The following is a 23,442-nucleotide window of genomic DNA, read 5'->3' as shown; positions in this document are numbered from 1 at the left end:
TAAGAATATCACTTGGAGAATTAAGTTTTCTCTAACATTTGTTAATCAGTTAACTCCTACCGCTTCCCAAGCTTCCACAACTTTTTTAGAAGCATCTTCCCCATATAAATCTTTCGCCGCTTGTTGGAGTGCCTTTTTCGCATCGGCAAATTGGGCTTTTTTCGTTAAATAGTACTTTAAGGCGCGGAAGTATAGCTGTTCTGTTTTTTCTTTTCCAAGTTTAGTGATGGTATTGTAGGCTGCTTTATTGGGTATACCACTATTAAAATGCACTCCGCCCCAGTCACCTTCCTCTGTAATTGGAAGCGATGCGTAATCCTTCATATGAGCCGCTTGATTATATTTGTCAGGATCTTTGATACTTCTTATCCGCCCATCTCTCGAACCACGCACACAGACATCCTCGCCAATCAACCAATGATTTGGCGCAATAAAATAACCAAAAACATCGGCGAATGATTCGTTTAGCGCTCCTGATTGTCCTTCGTATTCCAATCCCGCCGAATACTGGATAACTGCATGCGTTAGTTCATGGCCAACAATAGTTTTGGCACACGAAAATGGTTTAAAATTCTTTTTATCCCCATCACCATAAAGAATTTCCTGACCATCCCAAAAGGCATTATTGCAATTCAAGCCATAATGAACAAACGAATCAATTTCTCCACCTTTACCATCTAAGCTCTCTAGTTGGTGGACATTTTTATAGTATTCGTACACTTCACTTGCGTAAAAATGAGCATCCACTGCGGAACTAAATTCTGGATCTGTAAACATATTCGTTTTATTCGACACTACTTTTCCAAAAGACGTGTCCGTATTATGGTTTAAATCAAAAGTTCTTATGAGTCCTTTATGAGTTCTATCCACTAAGTAAAACAGGTCATTTATTTTCATGACATGTAATGGTCTCTGGTGCAATCGATCAGCTCCTTTACCAAGCGCCTGAAAATCTTTATGGGTATCTCCTCGCTCTACCTCAGAAAGCATATTTTGTTTTTTTAAAATTGCGCCGGTTTCTGCGTCCACTTGAATAATCCAACTCGCAACTTCCGGCTCAGCAAAAATCAATTTTATATTATAAACTAAGCGTTTTGTTCTGGAATTGATGATGATTTCTTTTTCTTTCACTGGATTTCCGATATAGCTTTTCACATGAGCTTCACTCTGACCAATGGCTTCAAATGCTTTTTCGATAGCATTTTTTTCTGTAATTTTTATTTGGTTAGTAACCCTAAGCTTCCCTTGCTGCAAATCTCCATTTATAAAAGTGATTTTATTATCCGGTGTGACGTGGATCTTTATTTCATCATTATCAGTCAAGTAACCATCAGAACTTAGCGCGAGCGTATAATGCGTAACTCCTAGCTTATCTTTTGTCATATCAAGAATTTTAAAATTTTTATAAAAATCTTTTGCTTCGCAGGAATCTGGCAAAGCTTTTAAATCAGCGGGGTTCCTTTTGGCTTGTATATTATTTTGAAGCCTTTCTTCCCCGACAGAATCCGCTTTGACCGTCATAGTGAAATGAGCCTGAAAAGCTATTACCATGATGATACAAATAAGTTTACTTTTCATTTCACCGCTCCTTTTCAAATCATAAAAGTAAGTTTAAGCCACCTACAACTAATCTGACAGAGAGAGTTAAGGACACGTTTTTTAGTATATGTGGGAACTAAGTTATACGTTTTGCAGTAGAAACTATAGGTGGCTTAAACTTTGGGATATGCTTATATTATATGGAGAAAAAACCAGATATGCTTTTACATTTGTTAATTCTTCTAAAAAAATAAGCCTGTTTCTACATTCCCCGCAAAATAATTTACGAAGAGTGCAAAACAAGCTTATTTTCGTGTGTGTTAAGCGGTTTTATTCTTATTTTTTATTACTTTTAAAATTATTCGATTGGATTATCTACACTATTACTATACTTCGGATAAAGTGTAGTGCCCCAGATGGAGATATTTCTATTTTTCACAAGTGGTAAGTTCCGGTCATCAATTACCGTTCTCCACCATTCCCAAGCCAAACCAGTGCATTCTTTAGCGTAAACATTAATATTTCTTGCGTTACCTGGCAAATAGATGGACGATGTGAAATGAGCTAACTTGCTTTTATTGTTTTCGCTCCAGTTTTTATGTTGAACAATTTCGTTACCTTCAGGATCATAATTTATTTCATCCCAAGAGATGTTGAATTGAGCAACGTAGCCTCCAGAGTGATCGATATTAATTTTTCCATCTGTATAAGCTTTTGAAGTTGTTTCAATGTATTCTGAGTTGTTTTTAATAACAGCTAATTCATTGTCTTTTAAGAAGTTTGTTGTATAAGCAATGGGAACTCCTGGTGTTTCTCGATTAAAAGTAGCACCTTTTTTCAAAATATCTCGTAAGTCTCCTAGGTTGCCATCGATGATTTGAACTTCATCTTTTGCAGAACCTCCGTAAATTACGGCTTTGAAGGAAGAATTTTTGATGATATTTGTTAATTCTACATCACCTGAGACAGATTTCCCGCTTACGGCAGCGTCAAAAGCAGCTTTTACTTTAGTACTATGGGAAGTAGTTGATAATTTCAAATAAACTTGACGACCATATGCCACACTTGAGATATATGCAGGAGGATTTTCTGCATTTACTCCAAGCGCTTGCAACTGCTCTTTAGTGACAGCTTTGCCGAAAAATCTGGAAGGTCTTGTAGGTTCATTAACATTCACGTTATAGTAAATTTGTTTAAAACTAATAACTTCTTCTTGCATTTTCCCTTCACTGATTGCGCCGAAGTTTACATTCAAGCTATTATTTACGGCTTTAAATGCAGTACCAAATTTTGCAATTAATTGTGATTCACTATATGCCATTTCATCATCATAATCAATTTTTGCACTTACATTTGGATAAGCTTGAGCATATTTTTCATTCCATCTTTCCACTAATGTATTTACCGCGTTGTTAACATTCGATTTAGTAGCATTTTTTACAACGATTTTATTGTCTTGATTAGTCATTCCTGGTAAATCGATGCTGAGTGTTAATGAATCACGTTTTACAGGAAGCACATCTGGTTGATTTTCTACTAATTCCGAATTCGCTTTTACGAGAGCACCTGGATATGTTAGGCTCGAAATCGCATTTACAACTTGGATGTCTGCATTATTTTGATTGATAGATTTCTTCTTTTTCTCCACAACGATATATTCATTTCCATCTTTGTAACCTTTTCTTGGCGGCACATTTGTCACTGCATCTCCGTGGTATACCAATACATTGTTTTTATTGTAATCCAATCCTTGTATATACTTATCGATTTCATCCGCGTGTTTCTTTTCGATTGGCGTCTTAGGACTTGCAGGCGGAGATGCTGGTGGTGCCATGGATGAAATTGAATCTTCTTTCTGGAATGCAGATGCATCCTTCGCTTCAGTTTGTTGTGCTATTGGTAGACTAATTAATATAAGTGTAATAAAAACTAGCATTATTTTTTTCATGGGTTTCACTCTCCTTCTACATTTTTTAACCTAATAATGCCAAATGCTGACCGCCACCCCCTTCTTTTGATAATTATAATATTGGCGAAATTCGCTTCTAAAGATGAAACGCAATATTATATGCTTGCTTTATAGCTTTATTTTAGTCCTAGTGGCACGTTACCGTCGTTAACAAATGTTAATGCTTCGACATAAAAGTAACTTTAAGATAGGAATATACTAATCAAAGGAGGGGGCCATTTTGTATAAGGTTTATTTACGACGCACATTCGTTTTATCACTCTGTTTTGTTTTATATTTTTTTACTTTCCCATTAGGTGGAAAAGCATATTCGCTTAATAACTGGAATAAGCCTGTAAAGAACTCTGTAACTATAAAACAATGGATGTCCGCTCTACCTGACACAACGAGCCTATCAGCACTTTCTATCCCGGGTACACATGATACGATGAGTTATAACGGAGACATGACGTGGACATTAACCAAACCACTGGCTCAAACACAAACGATGTCATTGTACCAACAACTAGAAGCAGGAATACGGTACATCGATATTAGAGCAAAAGACAATCTCAAAATTTACCATGGACCAATTTATTTAAATGCATCACTTTCGGGTGTATTAGAAACGATTACTCAATTTTTAAAGAAAAATCCAAAAGAAACCATTATTATGCGTTTAAAAGACGAACAGAACAGCAATGATAGTTTTGATTACCGAATTCAACCATTAATTAACATTTACAAAGATTATTTTTACACTACTCCTAAAACGGAAACGAATAATAAAATCCCTACATTGAAAGATATCCGCGGAAAAATATTATTACTTTCAGAGAACCACACAAAAAAGCCATTAGTCATTAACTCACGCAAATTCGGCATGCAGTTCGGCGCATCCAACCAAGTAATTCAAGATGACTATAATGGTCCGAGTGTGAAAACAAAATTCAAAGAGATTGTCCAGACTGCTTATCAAGCTTCCAAAACGGACAACAAACTTTTTCTTAACCATATTAGTGCCACTTCATTAACATTCACACCTCGTCAGTATGCCACAGCATTAAACAACAAAGTAGAGCAGTTCGTACTCAACTTAACATCGGAAAGAGTTCGAGGATTAGGCATATTAATTATGGACTTCCCCGAAAAACAAACAATTAAAAACATCATAAAAAACAATAAATTCAACTAACATATATTATTCCTACAAAAAAAGGGTTAGTATATCTCCGAGCAACCATCGGAACCATATACTAACCCTATTTCAATTTTAACATCTAAATAAATCCGTTTTTAAATATGTATGCATTTCTTTTGCGAAATTAGAATTTGTATAATAAAATCCTATATGTAAAAAATATCATTTAGCGTGACTTTCTTTCAACAGCTAACAATTGTTGTTACTGCCTAATGTTTTTAGGGTATTTTAAAAAAGGGCGATAAAAAACGATTGGGGGATGAGACATGAACGCTCAAGCAGAAGAATTCAAAAAATATTTAGAAACTAACGGGATAAAGCCAAAACAATTTCATAAAAAAGAACTTATTTTTAACCAATGGGATCCACAAGAATATTGTATTTTCCTATATGACGGTATTACAAAGCTTACAAGTATTAGTGAGAACGGGACCATCATGAATTTACAATACTACAAAGGCGCTTTCGTTATAATGTCTGGCTTTATTGATACAGAAACATCGGTTGGCTATTATAATTTAGAAGTCATTAGTGAGCAAGCTACCGCATACGTTATCAAAATAAATGAACTAAAAGAACTACTGAGCAAGAATCTTACGCACTTTTTCTATGTTTTCCAAACCCTACAAAAACAAGTTTCATACAGTCTAGCTAAATTTAATGATTTTTCGATTAACGGGAAACTCGGCTCTATTTGCGGTCAACTTTTAATTCTGACCTACGTGTATGGTATAGAAACTCCTAACGGCATCAAGATTGCACTGGATAATTTAACAATGCAGGAGTTAGGATATTCAAGCGGTATCGCACATAGCTCAGCTGTTAGCAGAATTATTTCCAAATTAAAGCAAGAGAAAGTTATCGTGTATAAAAATTCATGCTTTTATGTACAAAATCTTGATTATCTTAAAAGATATGCTCCTAAATTAGATGAATGGTTTTATTTAGCATGTCCTGCTACTTGGGGAAAATTAAATTAAATAAAAAAACAGGATTCCTCGATGAGGAATCCTGTTTTATATTTTATTCGAATAAAGAACTTACAGAAGCATTTTCATGAACGCGTACAATTGCTTCACCAAGAAGAGCTGCAACAGATAGTTGTTCCATTTTGTCGATCCATTTTTCTTCTGGAAGAGCGATGGAGTTTGTAACAACTAATTTTTCGATTGGCGATTCTTCAATACGTTTCATAGCCGGACCTGAAAGAACTGGGTGTGAACAACATGCGTAAACTTTTGTTGCGCCAGCTTCACGCAATGCTTTAGCAGCAAGGGTGATTGTTCCAGCTGTATCAATAATATCATCAATAATAATACAAACTTTTCCTTCTACATTACCAACGATGTTCATTACTTCAGCTACGTTTGGACGCGGACGACGCTTATCAATAATAGCAATCGGCGCTTTCAAACGGTCAGCCATTTTGCGAGCACGAGTAACTCCACCATGGTCAGGGGAAACTACTACTAAATCATCACCCAAATGACGTTCGCTGAAATAGTCACTTAGAAGGCGTACCGCGTTCAAGTGATCGATTGGAATATCAAAGAAACCTTGGATTTGCGGTGCATGCATATCAAGTGTAATCATTCTTGTTGCACCAGCTGTTTCGATTAAGTTTGCTACTAATTTCGCTGTGATTGGTTCACGACTTCTTGCTTTACGGTCTTGACGTGCGTAACCATAGTAAGGCATAACAATATTAATTGTTGCTGCGGAAGCGCGTTTCAACGCATCAATCATGATCAAAAGTTCCATTAAATTCTGGTTTACAGGATTACTCGTTGATTGAATAACATATACATGACAACCACGGATACTTTCTTCAATGTTAATTTGGATTTCTCCATCACTAAAATGAGTAACGCTTGATTTCCCTAACTCAATACCTACTTCTTTCGCAATCTCTTCAGCTAGTTCACGATTAGAATTTAGCGAGAAAATCTTCAACTTTGGATCAAAATACTCGTTTGACATAATCAGCCTCCACTATTTTTTATTAAAATTTTAAAATTCCCAAATGGAAATTATTTACCATGATTTAAATGTTTCGCATAACCAAGCTTGTTGTCTTGTTTCGCGCGAGCAATGCCTAGCGCGTCATCAGGAACATCTTTTGTAATCGTAGAACCAGCAGCTATGAAAGCTCTGTCGCCCACTTTGACAGGCGCAACCAAGTTTGAGTTGCAACCAACAAAGACATCGTCACCAATGATAGTTTTCGCTTTATTTTTGCCGTCATAATTAACCGCAATACTTCCACAACCAACATTGACGTTTTTACCAATTTCCGCATCTCCCATGTATATGAAATGTGGTAATTTAGTCCCTTCACCAACAACTGCTTTTTTCGTTTCGACGTAGTTTCCGATTTTCACATGGTCGTGAATATCAGATTCTGGTCTTAAGTGCGCATACGGGCCAATTTGAACATCATCGCCAACTTTACTTTCGAAAATAGAAGAAGTTCTGACGTTTACTCGTTCACCGATAACACTATTTACGATTTCCGAGCCGCTTGTAACCACACAATCATCACCGATTACAGTTTTCCCACGAAGCATAACTCCGGGTTCAATTACTGTATCTTGACCAATTTTTACATCTATATCAATATACGTACTTTCTGGATTAACAAGCGTTACTCCATTACGCATATGATTTTCGTTAATTCGACGTTGCATTAATTTAGATGCTTCAGCTAGAGCAATTCGGTCGTTCACTCCTAGTGACTCTTCGAAAGACTCCATTCTGTAAGCCGCAACCACTTCATCCGAATCTTTTAAAATTTTAATAACATCTGGTAAGTAATATTCTCCTTGCACATTATCATTAGAAACATTCTCTAACGCTTCAAAAAGAGCTTTATTATCAAAGCAATATGTCCCAGTGTTAATTTCTGAAATCCGTTGTTCTTTTTCTGTCGCATCTTTATGTTCGACTATTTTTTCTACAATGCCTAGGTCATCACGAATAATACGACCGTAACCTGTAGGATCTTCAATAACCGTTGTAAGAATAGTTGCTTTTGCACGTTTTTCGTGATGATATTTAAGTAAAGCTTCCATCGTACTAGCTTCAATTAAAGGCGTATCTCCACAAACAACAAGCGTCACACCATCTTTTCCTGCAAGTTCCTCTTTCGCTTGAAGTACCGCATGCGCCGTCCCAAGTTGCTCTTCTTGCTTTACAAACTCGCTTTTACCAGCTAAATGCTCTTGTACTTTCTCCGCTCCGTGACCTACAATTGTAACCACTTTATCAACATTAAGCGTCGAAATTTGATCTACTACATGTTCGACCATTGGTTTTCCACAAACAGGATGCAATACTTTGTAAAGTTTTGATTTCATCCGTGTGCCTTGGCCAGCAGCAAGCACTACAGCATATCGTTTTGACATTATATAGAACCTCCAATATTCACTATTCATCCACTATGAATGATAACGTAAAATTCGCTTTTTTTCAAGAATGCGCCCAAATAAAAAACCTTACCCACATTTTTTAGGTAAAGATTAAATTTAAAGTTTTATTTGTTTGAAAATTCCGAAAGATACAATATGATTATTTATTTGCTTACCAAAGGAAGAATTTACACTTATGCTACAAAAAAGCTTTCTAAAACGGATCTGATTTTGCAACATCATTTAAAATTCCCCTTCCTGTTTTTATAATCTGCTATTAATTATACCATAGCCAAAATAGAAGACCAAGGCTATTTATGATTTTTTTCGTGCTTCTTCTACACAAAAAGGGCTAGCTCTAAGCCAGCCCTTGAAAATTCTAAATTATTCAGCAGAAACGGATTCAGATTCTTCTTCTGTTACTGCAGTAGCTTCTTCTTCACCAACGCGCTCATATTCAGCTAAAACTACTTCTTGAATTTTTGCACGAGTGTCGGAATTAATTGGATGCGCGATATCACGGAATTCACCGTCAACACCACGTTTACTTGGCATAGCTACGAATAAACCGTTATTCCCATCAATAACGCGAATATCATGAACTACAAATTCCTCATCTAAAGTGATTGAAGCAATCGCTCTCATTCTTCCATCAGTTTCTACACGACGTAATCTCACATCTGTTACTTGCATTATTAGTCACTCCTTATCCCATTTGCCTCTTTCAAAAAGAATCTGCTTATCCCAGCTAAAATCTTAGGTATTTATCCCCCAGCTGTTCCCAACAACGTTCTCCCTAACCGAGGATTTTTTAGTTTTCTTCTACAACACTTTCGTCTGCAGAACTTTCTTCATTTACTGCTGGTTCGTCCGCTACTTCATAAGCAGCTAAAACGGCTTCTTGAATTTTTGCACGGGTGCCTGAGTTAATTGGATGAGCGATATCTCTAAACTCACCATCCGGCGTACGTTTACTAGGCATAGCTACGAACAAACCCTCGTTGCCATCGATGACACGAATGTCGTGAATAACAAACTCACCGTCAATCGTTATTGAAGAAATAGCTTTCATTCTCCCATCTGTCTCAACACGTCGTAATCTCACATCTGTAATCTCCATTATCTTCACCACCTTAATCTAGTTGCGCTGCTAGTAAACAATGCTCACATGCAACTTAAGTACACACTCGAGAAAAATTCCCCCATAGAAAAAATTACTTTTATAAAGCAAGCAATATTCACGTAAAATTCTTCCCTATGAACATAATAATAAAAAAAACTAAATTTGACAACTTTGTGAATTGTAATCTAAAAAAAATAGTTTTTTTCGGAAAAGCGTTGACATTTTCAGATTGTTCCTTCTAGTTTTTGTTTTGTATACAATTTTTATCAATATATTCACAAAAACCCCAAAACCATTGCCACAACAGTATCAATCTGTAATCATCATACTATTTTATACGCAATAACACCAGTAAAACGGTATTAGATTTGTCATTTTTTAGATATAATTGTATACAATTATTAGAAGATTTGTGAGTTTGCAGAGCTCATATATTTACAATTTTATACTCCTCTATCCCATTTTTCCTAATTAGCCAACAAACACTGTATACCCCAAAAATCCCATTCTAATGCACGATTCGGCAATTAATTTTATTTTTATTCTACATTTTTTATCAAAACCGAATATTGAAAGCGTTTAATTGTGACAAAAAGATTAAATATAGATGACAAGACAACTTGATAGCTGATTTTGTAAAAAAAAGAAACCCGAAACTAGTTATTCCGGATTTCTTTTTCGTTTATTCTGATCTTAATGCGTCAATTGGTCTTAATTTAGAAGCTTTGTTAGCAGGCGCGATACCAAATATCACTCCGATACATAGAGAAAATACAAAGGAGAAGATAATGGTTCCTGCAGTTATTCCAGATGATATGCCTGCTACGGAACCAAATATGAGCGCTCCCGAGACACCGATTATAATACCGATAACCCCACCACAGACACTAATAACGATGGATTCGATTAGGAATTGTAGCAAAATAGCTCGTTTTTTAGCTCCGAGCGCTTTTCTTATACCAATTTCTCTCGTTCTCTCACTAACAGAAACTAGCATGATGTTCATAATTCCTATACCACCAACCACAAGCGAAATGGCAGCAATCGCACCAAGCGCAGTAGTCAAAGTCGTACTAATCGTATTAAAAGCATTCAGAATCTCTTGTTGATTAATGACTTGATAAGATGGTCCCATTTGGGCAGATGAAGCATTTTTTTCTTGTTCTTTTTCATCGCCGAATTTAATAGCAAGACGGGATTCTAGTGTATTTACTACAAAATCTACGTCTTCAGCTGATTTTGTTTCTACGTAAATAGTACGGACATTTGTATCTTTTAGGAGTCTTTGAGCGGAAGAAATCGGAATAAAGATTTGATCATCGCTGGACCCCATCATGGAGGCGCCTTTTTCTTTCAAGACACCAACAACTTTATATGGCATTCCGTTTAATCTAATAGTTTCACCAATCGGATCACCGAAACCAAATAGATCACTTGCTACCGTAGAGCCTATTACAGCTACTTTCTGGCCATATTCGGTATCAATCGGTAGTAGGAAACGCCCTTCTTTCATTTCTAGGCTACGTGCGGCCTTGTACTGGTCATTCGTCCCTATCACCTTATTACTTGAACTCTTATAATCAAAAGTCGCATTCACTTGACCAGATAATTCTGGAGAAACGCTTTTGACACCATCAATATTTTGATATTTCATTACTTCATCATACGTATATTTGTCGTTTGGATTAACAGAGCTATTAACTACGGTAATTAAATTAGAACCCAAATCGCCCATTTGATCATCGACTTCTTGTGTTACTCCATTTCCTAGTGATACTAAAAGGATAACTGACGCAACACCGATGATAATACCTAGCATAGTTAGAAAAGATCTTAATTTACTTGCTTTTAATTGTTTCCATGCCATTTTCATGCTTTGGAGAACGTTCATGCTTGCGTCGCCTCCTCATGGAATAATTTACCATCTTGAATACGGATACTTCTTGTACCGTATGAGGCGATTGTTGGATCGTGCGTAATCATAACGATTGTGTTTCCTGCACGATTCAATTCTTGCAGTATTCCCATTACTTCTTTACCTGTTTTCGAATCGAGCGCACCAGTTGGCTCATCTGCTAGTAAAATTTGCGGTTTTCCAGCAAGCGCTCTAGCAATAGCCACACGTTGTTGTTGTCCACCGGAAAGTTGCGTTGGCAGATTTCTGCGTTTTTCAAGTAAACCTACTTTTTCCAAACATTCGATAGCAGCTTTTTCTCGAGCGGAAACGCTAAGCCCTGCATAAATTAGTGGCAATTCCACATTTTCGAAGGCAGATAATTTAGGAAGTAAATTAAACTGCTGAAAAATAAAGCCAATTTTTTTGTTTCTGATTTCGGATAGTTTATTATCGCTTAGTTTAAAAACATCTACACTATCAAGGTGATAGCTGCCTTCATCTGGAACATCTAAACAACCAATCATATTCATTAAAGTGGATTTACCGGAACCAGACGGGCCAACGATGGATAAAAACTCGCCTTGCTCAACGGTAAAAGTAACATCGTCTAATGCTTTAAAAGTCTCTCCGCCTAGCGTATACGTTTTTGTTAAATTTTTCATGTCAATTAGCGGTTTTGGCATGTTTATCCCTCCTTCATACAATTTGTCTGATTTGTACTTACAAAAAACTTAGCTAGGAGCACCTGGAACCGTCGAAGTTTCTTGTGTAGGAAGGATTACTTTTTCGTCTTTTTTAACGCCTTTTGTGATTTCGATATTATCTTCGTTATGAAGACCAGTTTCTACAAATTTCTTCACTTTTTTCGTTTGACCATTATCTTTCTCTTCTGGAACTAATACATAATATTTGTCATCACTGTCTTTTTGAACAGCTTCAATCGGTACGTATAGCGCCTCTTTTTTCTCATTTACTAAAATGGAAGCATCGGCAGTCATTCCTGCTTTTAAATCATCTGTTTTATCAAGCGAAATGATGACAGAGAAGCTAGATACGCCGTTTTGAACTTGACCTTGTTCTGCGATTTCTTTGACTTTCCCAGTGTATGTTTTGTCAGGAAGTGCTGTTACGGTGATTTTTACTTCTTGGTCTTTCTTGATGTTAGGAATATCAAGTTCGTCCATTTGCGCTACTAATTGAAGTTCGTCGTAATCTGGAACTTGTGTGTTTTCCGGGGAAATTGCGCCGGTTCCAGTAGCATTGATTTTTAAATCTCCTTGTTTTACTTTAGCTGTGACTAATTTTTCTTGTGTTACGGAGCCACTATTTTTCGACAGTAAGAAAACCGCACCAACGGCTACTACTGCGATAATAACGATAACAATTAACCATTTAACCCATTTTTTCATGACTGTTCTCCTTCTGCTTCTAAAGTGTAGAAGCCTTGAATTTTATGTAGTAACGATAGAATCCATTCTACCACAAAAGTTAATTGAGTGAAGTACGTCGGAGGGCTGATTTGTTTTTAGTAGCAATTCATCCAAAAAAAGAAAAACCCCAGAATATTTTCCAGGGTTTAAACTCAACTATTAAAATAATTGCCGTCAACGACTTCGATTTGTTTTTCTTTCATATTTACATTTTTTATTTTTACGAGAGATACATAATCATCTACTAAACGTTCTTCCGCATATTCAGATTCAACTAGCACGCCAATTCCAACTAAATGTGCATTAAATTCTTCTAGCAGATTTTTCATGCCATTAATCGTTCCGCCAGCTTTCATGAAGTCATCCACGATTACTACGTTGGATCCTTCAGCCAGGCTGCGTTTAGATAATTCCATTTTTTCGATTCGTTTGGATGAACCGGAAACATAGTTAATGCTCACTGTGGAGCCTTCTGTTACTTTGCTATCACGCCTTACAATAACAAATGGAACACTTAAATGTTCAGCAACCGCTTGCGCAATCGGAATCCCTTTAGTCGCAACAGTCATAATCGCATCTATTTTTTGGTTATTGAATTTTGTTGCTAAAATTTTACCAATTGCTTTAAGTGTAACTGGTTCTCCAAGCAAATCAGATAAGTACAAATAGCCACCTGGAAGCAAACGGTTCGGTTCCGCAATTCTATTACATAGTGTGTGCACAAAATCTAGCACATCATCATTTCCCGCTATCGAAATGTACTGTACACCACCAGCAGCACCCGGAACAGTTTCAAGCGTACCAATCCCTCTATCTTCAAATGTTTTCTTTATGATGACCAAATCTTCACTAATAGAAGACTTAGCTGAGCCATAACGTTCAGCAAACATCGTAAGCGGCACTAGCTTTCGCGGATGCGATAATAGAAACTGCGTCATATCAATTAATCGTTCACTGCGACGAATCTTCATAATCTCTCTCCCTTTGATAAAATTCCGTATATTAAAAAGCAATTTCACGTATTTTGTCCGTATTTTCTCTATTATAAAACGTTTTCTATAAAATTGACAACATTTATTATTTTAACCTAACGAAAAGCCTGCCAAATAAACATCCTTTGGCAGGCCCATGCTCTTATAAATCGCGAAAACTAATAATCTCTACTTCTTGTTGGCCTAAATATGCTTGTAATTCTCTGGAAGTTAGAATCGAAACTTCTTTGATGCGCGGCTCTACATAACTAGATATCTCGCGCAATGTTTCGTCAATATATGCAGGATGCGTCATCACTTCGACTACATCATTCGTTCCAATATGCTCTTGCACTAATTTTTTGATTGTTTCAAAAGATACACCGTCTGCATAAAACTCTGTAGCAAATAAATCAGGTGTTTTTATAGCCCCAAAATCTGAAACATCAGAATGACGTCTAATGCTCACACCGTATTTTTCTGCCAGTTTATGCTGCACAGGATAAATTAATGGCTCAATTGAGTGATGTGTATCAAAATGAGAAATAGTAATGCCTGCATCTAAAATTTTCTCTATTTGTGCAGTTAATTCTCGTTCCACCTCATTCATATCTACATCCGCTAATCCGTTTTCAAGCGCTGTATAATTTCTGCGAAAACGTCCATCATCATCCGTTAGCGTTTCTAGACCTTGAAGAACTGGAGAACCGAACGTCAGGGTCAAATGCGCACCAATATCGAGACCCGGGTTTTCTTTCGCTACTTCTACCGCCAAATCAAACGCCGGACTATTAGCTAGCAGCGTAGTAGATTTTACAACGCCTCGCTTATAAGACTCTAAAATACCATAAACTGCTCCTGGGCTAATTCCAAAATCATCTGCATTAAAAATAATTCTCATTTCTTTGACCCCTCTCATTCATTCGTTATTTATTTATATCGCTCTCGCCTTCACTCCACGGTCTAACCATATAGACTTCCTCACAAAAGCCACGCAAGCCGTTATAGACACGTTTTGCTCTGGAGTACTGTTTGATGAGCGCAAACACCGTCGGACCGCTACCACTCATTAGAGCCGCCTCAGCACCAAACGCTAACATCCGATCTTTTATTCGTTTAACTTGTGGATTCTTTTCTAATGTTACCGATTCTAGTACATTTCCTGTTGACGCAAAAATTCCGTCTAAATCACCATTTTTGATGGATTCAATCATTTTTTCAGTGTCTGGGTGTTCTACATTATCTACTTGAAGTTCTTTATAGATGGTTGGTGTTGACACGCTGATGCTCGGTTTAGCCAGCACAATCCAGCAACCGGGCATATTAGGTAACGCAGAAATTTTTTCACCGCGGCCTGTTGCTAGTGCCGTTCCTCCGTATACGCAAAACGCGATATCAGAACCAATTTCCGAACTAATTTCAGCTAATTCTTCTATCGAAAGACCAAGTTCCCAAATAATATTCAAGCCTTTGAGCGCTGCCGCCGCATCTGAACTACCACCAGCAAGTCCCGCAGAAACAGGAATGTGCTTATCAATTGTAATGCGCACACCCATCTTTACATCAAAACGCTTTTTCAAAAGAAGAGCCGCTTGATAAATTAAGTTACGACGATCTTCCGGAATAAAGTGCGCTTTTACATCTAGCACAATTTTGTCTTCATCTAAGCGTTCTAAGTATAATCTGTCAGCAAGGTCGATTGTTGTCATCACCATTTCCACTTCATGATAGCCATCCTCACGTTTGTACAGCGCATCAAGTGAAAGATTAATTTTAGCTGGTGCTGTTATGCTTATTTTCATTTTTCTTGGCCTCCGCGTTCAAAATCTCTTTTTCTATTCTATCATACGAAAGAAAAAATATGTAGCTAGCGGCCCAAAACAACTTCTATGTATAGCAAAAACCGAACCACGCTAGATGGTTCGGCTACTTCAGCTTCATTACAAAGCTAATTCTTTATTATCATCTGTAAATACAAGTTCTACTGCATCTGTTAAGATATCCGTGTAACTGTAGGATACTCTTTCAAAGTTGTTTTCATCTTGATCAAGCTCCACAATGAAAACGGATGGATATGTTTCAGCTAGGATACCGCAACGTTCAATCGTTTTCTTACGACCACCGTTTGCTTTCAATGTCAATGCTTTACCTAATCTAGAATCTAAATTCGTCTTAATGCTTGCAATGGTTTTTGGCATTTATTTTCCACCTCACTAATAACTATTATAGCATAGTTCGGTTCTGAAATCAATAACCAAATATTTTAACAGTTAGAAGGGCTAACTGTCAACTAAGAAAGCGCTCTTTTCGAAAAAATTTATTTTTCCTTTAAAAAATCCCCTAGAAAATTGCTTAATTTAGCGAATTCTGGAATATCTAACGTTTCACCACGACGGATTAAGTCTATTCCAATGGCATTTAAACCTTCTACTAACTCGTCTTTGCGAGGTTTTAAAGCTGGGAATTTGGAAGCTAAGTTATTCCAAAGGGTCTTCCTTCTTTGAGCAAATGAAGCTCTTGTTACTTCAAAGAAAAATTCTTCGTCGTTCACTTCAGCTAATGGTTCTTTGCGACGCTTCAGATGGATCACCGCGGAATCTACATTTGGTTGCGGCATGAAGACGGTTTTGGGCACGATAAAAGCTAATTCTGCTTCCATGTAAAATTGGATCGCGATAGTCAGACTGCCGTAGCTTTTCGTACTTGGAACTGCACTTATCCGGTCCGCGACTTCTTTTTGGAGCATGAATGTCATGGAATCTGCCGGGATATTATCATGTAGAAGTTTTAAAATAATTGGCGTGGTTACGTAATATGGCAAATTGGCTACGATTTTTAGCGGTAGTTCTGGCTTAGCGAATTGCTCTGCTACAACTTCCTCTACATCCGCTTTTAGCACATCGCCATGGACTACTTGGACGTTATTGTAAGTACTAAGCGTATCATCAAGAATTGGCAGTAAACGTTGATCTATCTCAAATGCAACGACTTCATTAGCGGTTTTTGCTAATTGTTCTGTTAACGCGCCAATTCCTGGGCCGATTTCAATTACATTTGTTTCTTTTGTTATTTCTGCTGTATCTGTAATTCGTGTCAAAATATTACTATCAATTAAAAAGTTTTGCCCTAGACTTTTCTTAAACAAGAAACCATATTTTTTTAGGATTTCTGTCGTTCTTCCGGGAGTTGCAATATCTTTACTCATTTTCTTCCTCCTGCATAATCTTTTGGCACGCGGCTACTAGCTGTTCTTCACTGATTGCAAATGATTCTAGTCTAGTTTGTAATTGTTTCCCATTTGTATAGCCGATTTTTAGTATATTACCGATTTTTTCTCTACGTTCTTTCGCTCCCGCTCCTCCAAGAAGACCAAGATGAATAAGAATATCTTTGGGAATAAATTGTTTTTCTGTGGGAGTCCCACTTGTATGAAAGTTCTCCAGTGCTTCCCGAATATTAGCGCTACTGGCATGTTCCACCCCAAGGCCACGTCCCACTTTTGGTAAAGCGTCTTGGCGTTTGATAAAAGCGTGTTTACAGCCGGGTACCGCTGAATCGATTTGTTTTCGGATTTTTTCACCGGGAAAATCTGGGTCTGTAAAAATAATAACGCCGCGAAGCTCTTGCGCATGTCTGATTTTCTCTATTGTTTCTTGTGATAGGGCAGAACCATTAGTTTCAATGGTATCGGCAATTACTGAACGATTAATCGCTGTTGTATCATCCCGTCCTTCTACGACTATAAATTCATGTATTACAGGCTTCCCGCTCATAATGACTACATCCTTTTTTATAAAATAAGTACATACATCATACCACATTTTAGGCAAAGAAAAAACGAGGCCCTATGAGTCAGCCTCGTTTTTATACGAAATTAGTTTAACACTTTGACAGTTACCATTCTTCTACCCCATGAATAGCACTGACTTTCATTTGGGAAATAAACGTCAACGATATTTCCTTTGATAACGCCGCCAGTATCTCCAGCGATCGCTTCTCCGTACCCTTCAACCCATACTTTAGAGCCTAGCGGAATAACTCGTGGATCAACTGCAATTACTTTTAATCCAGGGTTAGCACTTAGGTTAATACCGTAAGCTGTAATACCTCCACCTGAATAAGCAGTAGATTCCATTCTGTAAGTTTTACCACCTGATGATGGAGCTGATGTTGAAGAATTTGAAGCGGATGAGTTGGAAACTTGTGTTGCTACCACTTTTTCTTTCGTACCGCGTACAACTACTTTATCCGTTTTATTAGAAGTGACATTTTCTTTAATGACATCGCGTTTTTTCTCTTTGCCATTTTCAAATGTTACTTTATACTCAACAACTTTTTCGCCGTTCTTACCTTCTTGAACAACTTTTTCAACGCCTTTATTTAGGCTATCGTCTTCTTTGTAAACTGTTTCGAATTTAACTTGTTCATTTTTCTTTTCTGCTTTTGAATTGACATATGTAACTTCTACAGTCATTTTTTCTTTTAAGTTACTGTCTTTCGCAGGTGACACACGGTCATCTTGATCAAGTTTAATATTTTTCTCAGCTAGTAAATCACTAACTTTTGTTTTTGTTGTCCATACTGTATCTTTTTTCGTTCCGTTTTGTAAGGAAAGTTGAATGGCACGGTTAATGTTAACCTCAAGGCCATCTTTTAATTTAGTGTCTAATGCTACGTTTAACACATCTTGCGGACGAGTTGTAATATTTTCATCTTTAAGCAAGTCTGCTACGTTTGTTTTTGTGCTCCAAACGTCTTTTTTAGTACCATTATCATTTATTGTAATTTGACGAGCTGGTAAATATTTGATTTCCATACCGTCTTTAATTTCTGCATTTTTCCCTGGAGCAATTTCATCACGTTCACTTACTTTAATGCCTGCTTCGTCTAATGCTTCTGAAACAGTTTTAGCATGTGTTCTTGATTCAATTTTTTCACCAGCGTTTACTATAGTGATATCGTTTTTAGTTCCTTCGAAAACGAAATAAAAAACCAATGCTACTACAATAACAAATCCTGCAATCATGATTGGTAGTTTCCATTTTGATGATTGGGCTACGTTACTGCTGTTTTCCATGGTCATGTATTTCTCCCCTTTCTACTTCGCTAGTGATTATATACAGGGGAGGGAAGAACTGTCAATTTTTTATACAGATTGTTCATATCTTCGCAAACTTCTTCGATAAACGTTGATATAGAGCCATTTTAAAATGTAACATTCTTTTAAAGTGTCAAATGTAACAGAAATGTGTCATTTTTCTACGTCTCTGGTCGTAGGCATAAAATAAGGGTTTTTATCCCGGTCATGATTTTTATCTACACGAAGCTTAAGATTGGGTTACAGACTGGGCCTTATATTACAATCATGTTACAATTAGTCTTTGATTCTAAATAGTCTTTTCGCGTTTTCTGTTGAGTGCGTGGCGATTTCGCTATATTTCATTTCTTTCAGTTCTGCAATTTTTTCGGCAACTAACTTGACGTATCCAGGTTCATTTCTTTTTCCACGATTTGGGGTCGGAGCGAGATACGGCGCGTCAGTTTCAATTAATAAACGGTCAATTGGTATAGCTTGGGCTGCAATTTTTGGTAATTTTGCGTTTTTAAAAGTGACTGTTCCACCGAATGAAATGTAAAAATTCATCGCTAAGCAAGCTTCCATTACTTCGACAGTTTCACCAAAACAATGCATAATTCCGCCTACTTCTTCTGCGTGTTCTTCTTGCAAAATACGTACAACATCTTCTGTTGCTTCGCGGTTGTGAATGACTATCGGTAAATTCACTTCTTTCGCTAAACGGATTTGTTTTCTAAAAACCTCAAATTGCGTTTCTTTTGGCGAAGTGTCCCAGTGATAATCTAAGCCCATTTCCCCCAAAGCAACTACTTTCGGGTGTGTAAGTGCTAAATCGCGGAGCCATTCTAAATCTGCATCCGTGAATGTAATAGCGTCCGTGGGGTGCCAGCCGACGATTAATGAGATAAAATCATATTTCTCGGCTAATTCAAGCGCTCGGTCAATTGTTTCTTTATTAAAGCCTACGACAGCCATACGAGTCACATCATTTTCCTGTGCGCGTTTTATTACTTCTTCTATATCATCATCAAAAGCCTCGTCATTGAGGTGTACATGCGTGTCAAATAGCAAGGGAATTCCTCCTAATAAAATCATTTCCTTCTATTATACTATAATTTTTGATGCATACAAAAAAAGCTACCTAATTGGCAGCTTCGTAGTATAATGGTGAAATATTTTGCAATCCATCAAGGAATACTAACCCGACGAAACTCGCACTTTTCCATTCAATCGTAATAACGATAATTGACACCGTTTGCGGAGCAGTTAACCAGTTCACCCTGCAATACCAGAAGTATTTGATTAAACCATACGAAGGATAGAATAACCATTTCAAACGAGTGAACTGCTACTGATGATGAACATGTTTATATTTATAAACGATTTCTGAAAAAATGAGCCCTAACTCAAATGAATTAGGACTCATTGTTATTATTTTACTTTTGCACCGTTTGGAAGTGCGCTACTTGCTTCGATGACACTTAATTTGCCATCTTTTTCGCCTGAAAGAATCATCCCTTCGCTCATTAGTCCGCGAAGTTTTACAGGTTTTAAGTTAGAAACGACGATTACTTTTTTGCCAATTAGCTCTTCTGGTTGATAGAATTCTGCAATGCCTGAAAGCACTTGGCGCAGTTTCCCTTCACCTAAGTCTAATTGGAAGCAAAGAAGTTTATCTGCTTTTTTCACTTTATCTACTTGTTTTACTTCTGCAACGCGAAGATCGATTTTGTCGAAATCTTCAATGCCGATTTGCGGAGTTTCAAGTGCTTCTACTTCTGCTACTTCTTCGGCAGGAGCTGGTGCAGAGCCTTTCATTTCATCTTGAATATAAGTAACTTCCACTTCCGCATCAAGTCTTGGGAAAATTGGCGTACCTTTTTTCACCACCGTTGTGCCTGCCGGAATTTCACCATATCCATAAATGCTATCCCATTTTTTCAAGTTCTCTTCTTGTAAACCTAGTTGTAAGAAGATTTCTCCTGGAGTTCTTGTCAAGAATGGTTGCAAAAGTACTGCGATAATACGTAAATTTTCTGCTAAATGCGTCATGACGCTCGCAAGTTCTGCACGTTTTTCTTCCTCTTTGGCAAGTGCCCACGGAGCAGTTTCGTCGATATATTTATTTGTGCGAGAAACAAGTGACCAAAGTTGGTTTAGGGCTACAGAAAATTGCATATGCTCCATGCTAGCTTCGTATTCCTTCACTACATTGTTTTTGAACTCTACTAATGTTTGGTCAAATTCAGTGACATTGCCTTGATAAGCTGGGATTTCGCCATCAAAGTATTTATTAATCATTGCTACTGTACGATTAAGTAAATTCCCTAAATCGTTGGCAAGATCATAGTTTACTCGGTCAACAAAATCTTCCGGTGTAAATAAACCATCTGAACCAAATGGGACTTCACGTAATAAGTAATAACGAAGCGCGTCTAGTCCGTAACGGTCAATCAGCATGTAAGGATCTACAACGTTACCTTTGGATTTCGACATTTTACCATCTTTCATTAGAATCCAGCCGTGGCCAAACACCATTTTTGGAAGTGGTAAGTCTAGTGCCATCAACATAATTGGCCAGTAAATTGTGTGGAAACGAACGATTTCTTTCCCAACGATTTGTACATCAGCAGGCCAGTATTTTTGGAATTTCGTGTCATTGTCCGTATTATATCCCAGTGCAGTAATATAGTTAGAAAGCGCATCAATCCATACATAAACAACATGTTTTGGATTACCAGGAACTTTAATGCCCCAATCAAAAGTTGTTCTAGATACAGCTAAATCTTCCAAACCAGGTTTGATGAAATTATTAATCATTTCATTTTTTCTAGATTCAGGAAGAATAAATTCAGGATGGGAATTATAATATTCTACTAAACGGTCCGCATATTTGCTCATCCGGAAAAAGTAGGATTCTTCTTTAACAAGTTCGACTTCATTGCCACTTGGAGCTTTTCCGCCGATTACTTTGCCATTTTCGTCTTTATATACTTCTTCTAACTGTGTTTCTGTAAAGTATTCTTCATCAGAAACAGAGTACCAACCTTCGTATTCACCTAAGTAAATGTCGCCTTGCTCTAAAAGTTGTTCAAAGATTTTTTCAACAGAAGTTTTATGACGGTCTTGTGTTGTACGAATAAAATCCGTATTAGAAATTTCTAGTTTTTTCCAAAGTTCTTGGAAACCTTCTGCGATTTCATCCACGTATTCTTGTTCAGAAATTCCGCGTTCTTTCGCTTTTGCTTGGATTTTTTGACCGTGCTCATCTGTTCCAGTTAAGTAAAACACATCATATCCTTTTAAGCGTTTATAACGAGCCATCGCGTCCCCCGCAACAGTCGTATAAGCATGGCCGATATGCGCTTTTCCGCTTGGATAATAGATTGGTGTGGTAATATAAAACGTATTTTTCTCTTCAGGCAACACAATTCCCTCCTTAAAAATAAAACAATTAGTATCATTATATCATTTTTCGCGCTAAACGAAATAATTAATTAAGCGCCTTTTGCAACGCCGATTAAAATCCCGCCGAGAACGACTAAAACTACGCCCACAATAACAAAAAACATTTCTTTTTGTGTTTTCTTTTCTTTTAAAAGTACGATGCCGCCAATAGTTGAGATAACAACTCCTAATTGCGAAAGTGAAAAACCAGTCGCAACGCCAACAAGTTGGTTAGCATGAACCATCGCAACGTTCCCAGCCGCCCAGATTATCCCTGGAATAATAAGTAAAAGCGTTCGTTTATTGAAACGTTTTTCTACGCCACCGCTATGCGTCATAATTAGCGCACTTAAAACCATCCCAATCGCTTGGGGCAAGATTGCGTTAATTCCATCGATTTTGAAACCTTGAATTAGAACGACTAAACCAACATAACCACAAGCCGATATGAATAATGTGATTAAACCTTGTTTTAATGCATTAGTTCCATCTTCTTCTTTTTCCGCATAGGATGTTAAGAAAATCCCGCCAACAATTAGCGCAAGTGCAATAAATCCTAAAATAATTCGAAGTGTCGTATCCCATTCATGAAATAAGATTACCCCACAAAGTGTTGTTCCGACTAATTGCATCCCTGTAGAAATCGGCATCGCTTTAGAAACACCGATAATTTTGAATGCTTTCAGTTGGAACATCTGCCCCACAGTCCATAAACACCCTGTGATAAAACTAATTCCTACTGTTTTAAGCGTATAAACTGGGTCAGTAAAGAAGAAAACGATTACCGCAAAAGTGAGTGCCCCTAGTGTCATTCCCATTGTTTGTTGTCTTGTTGAACCGCCAAATTTTGTAATAATTAGCGGAACTGTTCCCCAAAGTAATGCAGGAATCAGCGCAATCATAATGTTCAAATCGTTTTTCCTCCTTGTTTATGCTTTAATTTAGTTTTCAATTACTTCATTATAGCTGAAATACCAGGAAGATGGTAGTGGCTTTCGGTGTAAAAAGCACTTAAATAGCTACCCTATCTTTTTGTGATTCTCATTGTTCATTATTAAGAAAAAATATACCAAAAAAGTTACTAAATTTTAACTATTACCCCGTATTCAAGCAATAAAATTAAATTCCAATTTAATGTTCACGAAGAAAAACATCGCCCGCCTTATAATTTTAAGTTCCTTGACCATTTAAATAGCACTTACACCCATTTTCGCACTCGTTGATACACAAGATGCTAATAATATTGCATTACTACAAAACACTAACGAGAATGCTCCATCCATAATTTAGTGGAGAAAACGGTTGATACGAATCAAAATACAGCAACAACTATTTTTGGAACACAGCTTCTTTTAATCAGGGTCCCATTATTTTTATTTTAAATAAAGAAAATCACCCCGCA

Annotated in this window: 22 protein-coding genes and 1 pseudogene; 3 read left to right on the top strand and 20 right to left on the bottom strand. The window is 37.1% G+C overall.

What is annotated here, in order from left to right; translation table 11 throughout:
* Window positions 1–45: 45 nt before the first annotated feature.
* Both mpl and hly read right to left on the bottom strand, forming a co-directional pair.
* The gene (gene mpl / locus HRK21_RS06905; RefSeq protein ID WP_070006412.1) at window positions 46–1,578 is read right to left on the bottom strand and encodes a zinc metalloproteinase Mpl; all 1,533 of its coding nucleotides are present in this window, start codon (window positions 1,576–1,578) and stop codon (window positions 46–48) included.
* Between the two features lie 319 nt (window positions 1,579–1,897).
* Window positions 1,898–3,487 carry a cholesterol-dependent cytolysin listeriolysin O gene (gene hly, locus HRK21_RS06900; RefSeq protein WP_003740185.1) on the bottom strand — a complete coding sequence of 530 codons (1,590 nt, stop codon included), beginning with the start codon at window positions 3,485–3,487 and terminating at the stop codon, window positions 1,898–1,900.
* Window positions 3,488–3,728: 241 nt separating this feature from the next.
* Here hly and plcA point away from each other — a divergent pair, with 241 nt between their 5' ends.
* Together plcA and prfA are read left to right on the top strand one after the other, a co-directional pair.
* Window positions 3,729–4,682, top strand: coding sequence for a phosphatidylinositol-specific phospholipase C (gene plcA, locus HRK21_RS06895; protein WP_003740184.1), 954 nt, complete (start codon window positions 3,729–3,731; stop codon window positions 4,680–4,682).
* A gap of 272 nt (window positions 4,683–4,954) precedes the next feature.
* Window positions 4,955–5,668: a listeriolysin O transcriptional regulator PrfA gene (gene prfA / locus HRK21_RS06890; RefSeq protein ID WP_003740183.1), complete on the top strand. Its 714-nt coding sequence runs from the start codon at window positions 4,955–4,957 to the stop codon at window positions 5,666–5,668.
* Window positions 5,669–5,711: 43 nt separating this feature from the next.
* On the opposite strand, the gene HRK21_RS06885 is transcribed toward prfA, so the two are convergent.
* The 18 genes from HRK21_RS06885 to HRK21_RS06800 all read right to left on the bottom strand — a co-directional run bounded on the left by HRK21_RS06885 (window position 5,712) and on the right by HRK21_RS06800 (window position 22,951).
* Window positions 5,712–6,668, bottom strand: coding sequence for a ribose-phosphate diphosphokinase (locus tag HRK21_RS06885; protein WP_003722728.1), 957 nt, complete (start codon window positions 6,666–6,668; stop codon window positions 5,712–5,714).
* A 50-nt stretch (window positions 6,669–6,718) separates the two neighbouring features.
* Window positions 6,719–8,092 (bottom strand): bifunctional UDP-N-acetylglucosamine diphosphorylase/glucosamine-1-phosphate N-acetyltransferase GlmU, encoded by a 1,374-nt coding sequence (gene glmU / locus HRK21_RS06880; protein ID WP_003740182.1) that lies wholly within the window; start codon window positions 8,090–8,092, stop codon window positions 6,719–6,721.
* Window positions 8,093–8,479: 387 nt separating this feature from the next.
* Entirely contained in the window at window positions 8,480–8,788 is a 309-nt protein-coding gene (spoVG, locus tag HRK21_RS06875; RefSeq protein WP_003722726.1) for a septation regulator SpoVG, read from the bottom strand.
* Window positions 8,789–8,906: 118 nt separating this feature from the next.
* Window positions 8,907–9,215 (bottom strand): septation regulator SpoVG, encoded by a 309-nt coding sequence (gene spoVG / locus HRK21_RS06870; RefSeq protein WP_003728886.1) that lies wholly within the window; start codon window positions 9,213–9,215, stop codon window positions 8,907–8,909.
* A 685-nt stretch (window positions 9,216–9,900) separates the two neighbouring features.
* The gene (locus tag HRK21_RS06865) at window positions 9,901–11,109 is read right to left on the bottom strand and encodes an ABC transporter permease (protein WP_003722724.1); all 1,209 of its coding nucleotides are present in this window, start codon (window positions 11,107–11,109) and stop codon (window positions 9,901–9,903) included.
* Complete coding sequence (locus HRK21_RS06860) at window positions 11,106–11,798, bottom strand: ABC transporter ATP-binding protein (RefSeq protein WP_069887606.1); 693 nt, start codon at window positions 11,796–11,798, stop codon at window positions 11,106–11,108. The genes HRK21_RS06865 and HRK21_RS06860 overlap by 4 nt, the downstream gene beginning before the upstream one ends.
* Before the next feature lie 48 nt (window positions 11,799–11,846).
* Complete coding sequence (locus HRK21_RS06855) at window positions 11,847–12,524, bottom strand: efflux RND transporter periplasmic adaptor subunit (RefSeq protein WP_069887605.1); 678 nt, start codon at window positions 12,522–12,524, stop codon at window positions 11,847–11,849.
* Between the two features lie 173 nt (window positions 12,525–12,697).
* Entirely contained in the window at window positions 12,698–13,516 is an 819-nt protein-coding gene (purR, locus tag HRK21_RS06850; protein ID WP_003722721.1) for a pur operon repressor, read from the bottom strand.
* A gap of 163 nt (window positions 13,517–13,679) precedes the next feature.
* On the bottom strand, window positions 13,680–14,417 hold the full coding sequence (chbG, locus tag HRK21_RS06845; protein WP_070006411.1) for a chitin disaccharide deacetylase: 738 nt from the start codon (window positions 14,415–14,417) through the stop codon (window positions 13,680–13,682).
* A 25-nt stretch (window positions 14,418–14,442) separates the two neighbouring features.
* Window positions 14,443–15,318 carry a 4-(cytidine 5'-diphospho)-2-C-methyl-D-erythritol kinase gene (ispE, locus tag HRK21_RS06840; RefSeq protein WP_070006410.1) on the bottom strand — a complete coding sequence of 292 codons (876 nt, stop codon included), beginning with the start codon at window positions 15,316–15,318 and terminating at the stop codon, window positions 14,443–14,445.
* Between the two features lie 138 nt (window positions 15,319–15,456).
* Window positions 15,457–15,714: a biofilm formation stimulator Veg gene (gene veg / locus HRK21_RS06835; protein WP_003718261.1), complete on the bottom strand. Its 258-nt coding sequence runs from the start codon at window positions 15,712–15,714 to the stop codon at window positions 15,457–15,459.
* Window positions 15,715–15,833: 119 nt separating this feature from the next.
* The gene (rsmA, locus tag HRK21_RS06830) at window positions 15,834–16,721 is read right to left on the bottom strand and encodes a 16S rRNA (adenine(1518)-N(6)/adenine(1519)-N(6))-dimethyltransferase RsmA (protein WP_069887603.1); all 888 of its coding nucleotides are present in this window, start codon (window positions 16,719–16,721) and stop codon (window positions 15,834–15,836) included.
* Entirely contained in the window at window positions 16,714–17,289 is a 576-nt protein-coding gene (gene rnmV, locus HRK21_RS06825; protein ID WP_003740177.1) for a ribonuclease M5, read from the bottom strand. Before rnmV ends, rsmA begins: the two co-directional genes overlap by 8 nt.
* Window positions 17,290–17,390: 101 nt before the next feature.
* Window positions 17,391–18,599: a resuscitation-promoting factor gene (locus HRK21_RS06820; RefSeq protein ID WP_069887601.1), complete on the bottom strand. Its 1,209-nt coding sequence runs from the start codon at window positions 18,597–18,599 to the stop codon at window positions 17,391–17,393.
* A gap of 291 nt (window positions 18,600–18,890) precedes the next feature.
* Complete coding sequence (locus tag HRK21_RS06815; RefSeq protein WP_003735306.1) at window positions 18,891–19,664, bottom strand: TatD family hydrolase; 774 nt, start codon at window positions 19,662–19,664, stop codon at window positions 18,891–18,893.
* A gap of 70 nt (window positions 19,665–19,734) precedes the next feature.
* Complete coding sequence (locus tag HRK21_RS06810) at window positions 19,735–19,872, bottom strand: sugar ABC transporter permease (RefSeq protein ID WP_141008836.1); 138 nt, start codon at window positions 19,870–19,872, stop codon at window positions 19,735–19,737.
* Window positions 19,873–20,024: 152 nt separating this feature from the next.
* Window positions 20,025–22,025, bottom strand: a complete 2,001-nt coding sequence (metG, locus tag HRK21_RS06805) for a methionine--tRNA ligase (protein ID WP_256093846.1) — start codon at window positions 22,023–22,025, stop codon at window positions 20,025–20,027.
* Between the two features lie 65 nt (window positions 22,026–22,090).
* The gene (locus tag HRK21_RS06800; RefSeq protein ID WP_070006408.1) at window positions 22,091–22,951 is read right to left on the bottom strand and encodes a GRP family sugar transporter; all 861 of its coding nucleotides are present in this window, start codon (window positions 22,949–22,951) and stop codon (window positions 22,091–22,093) included.
* 223 nt (window positions 22,952–23,174) lie between these two features.
* Between HRK21_RS06800 and HRK21_RS14060 the strand changes: the two are divergent.
* Window positions 23,175–23,318, top strand: a pseudogene (locus HRK21_RS14060) (MucBP domain-containing protein); the annotation flags it as partial.
* Between the last annotated feature and the right edge of the window lie 124 nt (window positions 23,319–23,442).

The organism is Listeria monocytogenes (assembly GCF_013282665.1).
Lineage (GTDB): Bacteria > Bacillota > Bacilli > Lactobacillales > Listeriaceae > Listeria > Listeria monocytogenes_C.
Note: the sequence above shows the minus strand (reverse complement) of the source record. Positions and strands in the feature narration are given on the sequence as shown.

Excerpts from the sequence above, each read along its gene's own strand:
- mpl (WP_070006412.1), bottom strand. The coding sequence starts at position 1,578 with ATGAAAAGTAAACTTATTTGTATCATCATGGTAATAGCTTTTCAGGCT.
- hly (WP_003740185.1), bottom strand. The coding sequence starts at position 3,487 with ATGAAAAAAATAATGCTAGTTTTTATTACACTTATATTAATTAGTCTA.
- prfA (WP_003740183.1), top strand. The coding sequence starts at position 4,955 with ATGAACGCTCAAGCAGAAGAATTCAAAAAATATTTAGAAACTAACGGG.
- HRK21_RS06885 (WP_003722728.1), bottom strand. The coding sequence starts at position 6,668 with ATGTCAAACGAGTATTTTGATCCAAAGTTGAAGATTTTCTCGCTAAAT.
- glmU (WP_003740182.1), bottom strand. The coding sequence starts at position 8,092 with ATGTCAAAACGATATGCTGTAGTGCTTGCTGCTGGCCAAGGCACACGG.
- spoVG (WP_003722726.1), bottom strand. The coding sequence starts at position 8,788 with ATGCAAGTAACAGATGTGAGATTACGTCGTGTAGAAACTGATGGAAGA.
- spoVG (WP_003728886.1), bottom strand. The coding sequence starts at position 9,215 with ATGGAGATTACAGATGTGAGATTACGACGTGTTGAGACAGATGGGAGA.
- HRK21_RS06865 (WP_003722724.1), bottom strand. The coding sequence starts at position 11,109 with ATGAACGTTCTCCAAAGCATGAAAATGGCATGGAAACAATTAAAAGCA.
- HRK21_RS06860 (WP_069887606.1), bottom strand. The coding sequence starts at position 11,798 with ATGCCAAAACCGCTAATTGACATGAAAAATTTAACAAAAACGTATACG.
- HRK21_RS06855 (WP_069887605.1), bottom strand. The coding sequence starts at position 12,524 with ATGAAAAAATGGGTTAAATGGTTAATTGTTATCGTTATTATCGCAGTA.
- purR (WP_003722721.1), bottom strand. The coding sequence starts at position 13,516 with ATGAAGATTCGTCGCAGTGAACGATTAATTGATATGACGCAGTTTCTA.
- chbG (WP_070006411.1), bottom strand. The coding sequence starts at position 14,417 with ATGAGAATTATTTTTAATGCAGATGATTTTGGAATTAGCCCAGGAGCA.
- ispE (WP_070006410.1), bottom strand. The coding sequence starts at position 15,318 with ATGAAAATAAGCATAACAGCACCAGCTAAAATTAATCTTTCACTTGAT.
- veg (WP_003718261.1), bottom strand. The coding sequence starts at position 15,714 with ATGCCAAAAACCATTGCAAGCATTAAGACGAATTTAGATTCTAGATTA.
- rsmA (WP_069887603.1), bottom strand. The coding sequence starts at position 16,721 with ATGAGTAAAGATATTGCAACTCCCGGAAGAACGACAGAAATCCTAAAA.
- rnmV (WP_003740177.1), bottom strand. The coding sequence starts at position 17,289 with ATGAGCGGGAAGCCTGTAATACATGAATTTATAGTCGTAGAAGGACGG.
- HRK21_RS06820 (WP_069887601.1), bottom strand. The coding sequence starts at position 18,599 with ATGACCATGGAAAACAGCAGTAACGTAGCCCAATCATCAAAATGGAAA.